Below are 4,799 nucleotides of genomic sequence, written 5' to 3'. Positions count from 1 at the left end.
ATTCCGCTATTCGAGTGAAGGCAAGTCGCGCACCCTGTTCTTCACCCGCGACGTTCCCGAGCTCAGAAAGCAGTTTCCGGGGCAGGAGATCCTCGAAGAGGCGTCGGATGACGCGCGGCTGGTGGTCTCGGAGCCGATCGGCGACCTGCCCGGAGCGTGGATCGAGATGCCCGAATCGAGCTGTTGCGTCGTGAGGAGGGGGCGGAGCAGTTGATGGAGTTCGCGCCGATTCCGGCGTGAGGATGGGCGGGCCACGGGAGTGGGTGTAACTGGAGGGATGGTGATCGGCGATGGGCGGCGGGTAGTGCTGGGGACTCGGGGCGGATTGGGTAGCACGGATTTCGCTTACGCGGAGTTATTTCGCAGAAGACGACGGTAACGATCGAGCCTCCCGGTCGTTCCGCTCGGGATACGAGCTCGTAGACTGCCGTTCGCCCTCACTGGCACGGGATTAGCGTCGGCACTGATGCGCTCGGCTGCCGGGTAGCTACGAGCCCTGGTTTGCGTGTCATCGACGTCTGTCAGACCGCCGGGCGCAGTCGTCAATCGCCAAGGGGGGCGTTCATGAGGTTCAATCCACCGCCGAATTGGCCGCGACTGCCGGACGAATGGTCGCCGCCGCCCGGCTGGCAGCCCGATCCGTCCTGGCCGCAGCCGCCGTGGGGGTGGCCGCTGTGGGTCGACGACGACGAGCCGACCGTTTCGATGTCGCCTTCGACGGCGCAGTGGCAGACGCGGCGGCGGTCGCTTCAGGCTCCGGCTGCCGTTCCTTGGTACCGCCGGACGACGGCGGTCGTCCTGTTCCTGGTCTTCTTTTTCCCAGTCGGCTTGATTCTGCTGTGGATGCGCACGGATTGGTCGGTCCAGCGGCGCAGCGTGATCACCGGGTTCGTCGCGGTCTTGGTGATCATCGCTGCGGCCACGAACAGCCCGCAAACGACGACGACCACGCAGCTCAGCCCGACGACGAGTCTTGGGACCGCCGGACCGTCTTCGGGGCCGGATGCTGCGGCGTCGGCTTCGGCGGGCTCGACGACGGCAACGGCGACATCGGTGACTGCGCCCGCGTCGACCGCTCCGGCAGGAGCCGCGCCAGCGGAGACTTCAGCCGCGGCCGCTGCGCCGCGGCCTGCCCCAGCGCCGTCGACCTACGAGGCACCTCCGCCGCCACCGTCGACCACCAAGGCCGCTGCGCCGCCTCCTCCACCACCACAGCCGCCTTCGTTGTGTGGCGCGCCGAGCAACCCGTACGGTTACAACTTCTGCGGCGTCGGCGTCTTCGTCGCCAGCCCGCCCAGCGACATCTGCTCCTACTTCAACTGCATCGGCAACTTTTGGAACGGCCGCGGCTACATGGTCGAATGCAACGACGGAACTTACAGCATGTCGGGCGGAATCAAAGGCGCATGCTCGTATCACCGGGGAGAGGATCGGCCGGTATACAGCGGTTGATTGGTTGAACGGGTCCGATCAGCGGACGATGGCGAGGCGCGCCCGTAGCCGGATGATCTGGAATGTGCCGACCGCCAGCAGGACGTACGTGAAGGCGAAGGCGAACTTGTAGCCCGCGAGCACGGTCCCCGTGCTCGCGGATCGAGTCGCGCCGCTGGAGTCGAGCAGCCAGCCGATTGCGGGAAGGGTGATCGCGGAGGCGACGAACGCTCCGACGTTGACCATGCCCGAAACCGTGCCGAGCCGCTCGGGCGGGTTCGCGGTACGAGCGATGTCGAAGCCGATCATGGAGCCCGCGCCGTTCGTCGCAAAGGCGAGAACCAGCATGATCAGGGCCCAGATAGGAGCACGGCCGGGCCAGAGCAGGACGATGGTCAAGCATGTCGCGGTGACGGCGACGACCGAGAGTGCGAGCGGCACCTGAAGGCGTGGGCGGCCGCCAAGCATGCGCCCGAACAGAAAGCTGCACGCCATTCCCGCGCAGATAAGCAGCGTCAGCAGCGCACTGGCGGCGGCGGCGGTAAGCCCCTCCGCCTGGACCAGAAACGGGAAGCCCCAAAGCATGCTGAACACGGAGCCGGGGAATCCGGTCGTGAAGTGGACCCACAGGCCCTGGCGAGTCGCCGGCTGCGCCCAGCCCGCTCGCATCTGAGCCCTGATGGTGGCGAAGGTCGGCGTGCGCTGTGCGGGTGCGGGTGCCGGCGTGGGTGCTGATGCGGCTGCGGCTGCGGATTGGCTGCTCGTGGGGCTGGCACCGAGCGGATCATGGAGCTGCGCGTCGTGGGGACGGTCACGGATGACGAGCAGCGGTAGCGCGAGTAGAGCAACGCAGCAGAACGCCGCCGCGCAGAAGGTGGCCGTCCAGCCGAAGGTGCGCAGCGACCAGCCCAGCGGCCACGTACTCGCGATCCCGCCAGCCATCCCGCACAGTGCCGTGAGCTGAGTGACCAGGGTGATCCGGGACAGCGGGAACCAGGACGCCACGATCCTCAGGACACTGATGAATATCATCGCGTCGCCGCAACCCAGCAACGCCCGCGCGGCGAGTGCCGGTCCGAACGACGTGACAGTGGCGAAGCAAGCCTGCGCCGCGCACATCACGATCAGTCCGCTCATCAGTAGTCTGCGCGGCCCGAGCCGGTCGATGAGGAGGCCGACGGGGATCTGCATTCCGGCGTAGACCAGCAGCTGGAGCATGGTGAACGTGGACAGCGCCGACGCCCCGATGGAGAAGCGGCGCTCGGCGAGCAGCCCCGCCACCGCGAGGCTGCCGCGATTGAAGACGGCCATGAAGTAGACGCCTACCGCGGCAATCCACACGGTGAGGGCGCGAGTGGTTACGGAGCGGTCAAGGAGGGCGGGGGCCACGGGCGCGATGGGCTCATCAAGCGCTTGCATGGCAAGCCATCATGGCGCGGGACGCTCAGCCGCCGCCGAACCGTCCAATTGGTAAGACCCGCGACTGGTTATTGCCACTCACTCTGCGGCGGGCTGTATGGCGGTGAGCTGCCACGTTGTCGAGATCAGCCTTGCCGGTGCGTTTGGCGATCGGACCCCAACACGGCAGTGCGGGCAGCTGAGCGTATGCGGAAGCAGGGCCGGGAGGACTCGTCGTCACGTCGATGCCCCAGAAGTCCGTGAAGCAGTAGTCGATGTCGAGCACCCGGTAGGCGACGACGTACGCGCGGTGGTCCCGCAAGGTGTCCGAGACGGAAAGCTGGAAGTTACTGCCCGGCATGCCCGACCGGTTCGATCCGGCGAACGTGAGGGTGAGTGTGACTGGGCCCGTCCCCGACGTGCGCACATCGATGACTACGACCGCCTCGAGAGGGAGGAGGTGCGCATATGAGAACTCGATGATGGAGAGCCGGGTGACGGCGGTGTCTCCAGGCGCGTTGCTCGGGGGCGATGTGGGCGGCGGTTCGGGAGGCTGCGAGCTGGCCGACGGAGCGCCGACAGGTGCAGAGGATTGAGACGTCGCGGGTACGGATGGGGATGTGCTGCCCAGCGTGTTCGTGCCGGTGGAGGTTGTGGGCGTGGCAGGGGCGGTCGGGGTGATGGTGGGTGTCGGCGTGCCCGGGACGGTGGCGGGCGGCGAGGCATGTCGGGCAGAGGCGGACGCGCTGGGCGTCATATAGGTCATGACCTGAGTCATCGCCGGAGGACCGCCGGTGCTGCCGGTGAGAGCGAGGATGAGGCCGATCGCCACGCAGGCGGCCAGGAGCCCGAATGCGACCGACGCGAGGCGCACTCGCCGCCCGACGCGGCACCGTGTCAGTTGCCTGCGATGCCGGGTCGGCTGGCGGGCGGGAGTGACGCGGATTTCCGGCTCCGCTTCGGTTTCCGCGGTGGTGCCAGGAGTGGCGGCGAGGGGTGCGGTGAGCGAAGTGGCTGCGGAAGTCGTGGCGGAGGCGGTACCCATAGCGGCGCGGGAGGCGTTCGCGAGTCTTTCCCGGGCTCGAACGTCCCAGTCTGCGTCGTACAGCTGTACGGCAGAGACGCTCAGGTCGGCCAAGGCAACTGCCGCGTCGGCTGCACTCGCCGCACCACGCGCCGGATCGAGCGTGCGCCGCAGCAGTGAGCGAACCGGCTCGGGGACGGTCTTCGGCAACCATGCGCCCATGAGCAGCGGCGCCTGCCGTCGCCTTCGGCCGACTGGGCGTCCGGCGAGGCTGAGGGCGACGAGGTCGGCGAACCAGGTGAGATCGGTCGTGACGACAGATTCAATGGTCTGCGAACCAGTGCGCGGCACCAGGCCGACGTCGACGAGTACGCACGTGCCCTCGGTGTCGATGATGACGTTCTCAGCAGCTACGGCGCCGTGTCCGACGCCGCGGGCGTGCAGGGCGGAAAGCGCAGCCAACACGTCGATGGCGATAACGGTGGTGGTCTGCGCATCGAGGCCGCGCGGATGGTCTTCGAGGAACGCGGAAAAGCGCAGACCAGGCACATCGCGACGTAGTGCGGCGACGATTCGGCCTGCACTGTCGAGCAGGTAGCTGGTCGGCTGGGCGAGCCAGGGCTCGTCGAGACCTCTGAGTGCGTTCACCTCGGCAGGGAACAGGCGTTGGAAGACCTCGTCGCTCACCAGTTCGGCGCCAAGCCGTCGGATGGCTAGCAGAGTCCCATCGGCGTCTGGCACGGTGGCATCAGGGGATTCAATTACGCCGTCCGTTTCATCGTTCACTCCAGCCTCCTGAGCGTTCGACGCTCAGTATCGTTCCGGGCGCGCACAGTAATAGCAACCACTTTGCCAAGATTTGGCAGAAGCCTGAGAAGGAAGGGGAGGGAACGGAGCGGCGCGGGAGACGGGGAGAGGCGAGGGGGAACGGGCTGGGTTAAGGGGG

The 4,799-nt window shown here is 67.3% G+C and carries 3 protein-coding genes and 1 pseudogene; 1 reads left to right on the top strand and 3 read right to left on the bottom strand.

Annotated features, from left to right (window positions below; translation table 11 throughout):
* Positions 1-214 (top strand): annotated as a pseudogene (locus VGZ32_RS12895) (class II glutamine amidotransferase); the annotation flags it as partial.
* 535 nt (positions 215-749) lie between these two features.
* Here VGZ32_RS12895 and VGZ32_RS12890 read toward each other — a convergent pair.
* The 3 genes from VGZ32_RS12890 to VGZ32_RS12880 all read right to left on the bottom strand — a co-directional run bounded on the left by VGZ32_RS12890 (position 750) and on the right by VGZ32_RS12880 (position 4,639).
* Positions 750-950, bottom strand: a complete 201-nt coding sequence (locus tag VGZ32_RS12890; protein ID WP_326886214.1) for a hypothetical protein — start codon at positions 948-950, stop codon at positions 750-752.
* A gap of 520 nt (positions 951-1,470) precedes the next feature.
* Complete coding sequence (locus tag VGZ32_RS12885; RefSeq protein ID WP_326886213.1) at positions 1,471-2,742, bottom strand: MFS transporter; 1,272 nt, start codon at positions 2,740-2,742, stop codon at positions 1,471-1,473.
* Between the two features lie 133 nt (positions 2,743-2,875).
* Positions 2,876-4,639, bottom strand: a complete 1,764-nt coding sequence (locus VGZ32_RS12880) for a protein kinase (protein ID WP_326886212.1) — start codon at positions 4,637-4,639, stop codon at positions 2,876-2,878.
* Positions 4,640-4,799 lie beyond the last annotated feature (160 nt).

The organism is Actinocrinis sp. (assembly GCF_035938995.1).
Taxonomy (GTDB): Bacteria; Actinomycetota; Actinomycetes; order Streptomycetales; family Catenulisporaceae; genus DASZGI01.
This window is presented reverse-complemented; position numbering and strand designations above follow the sequence as displayed.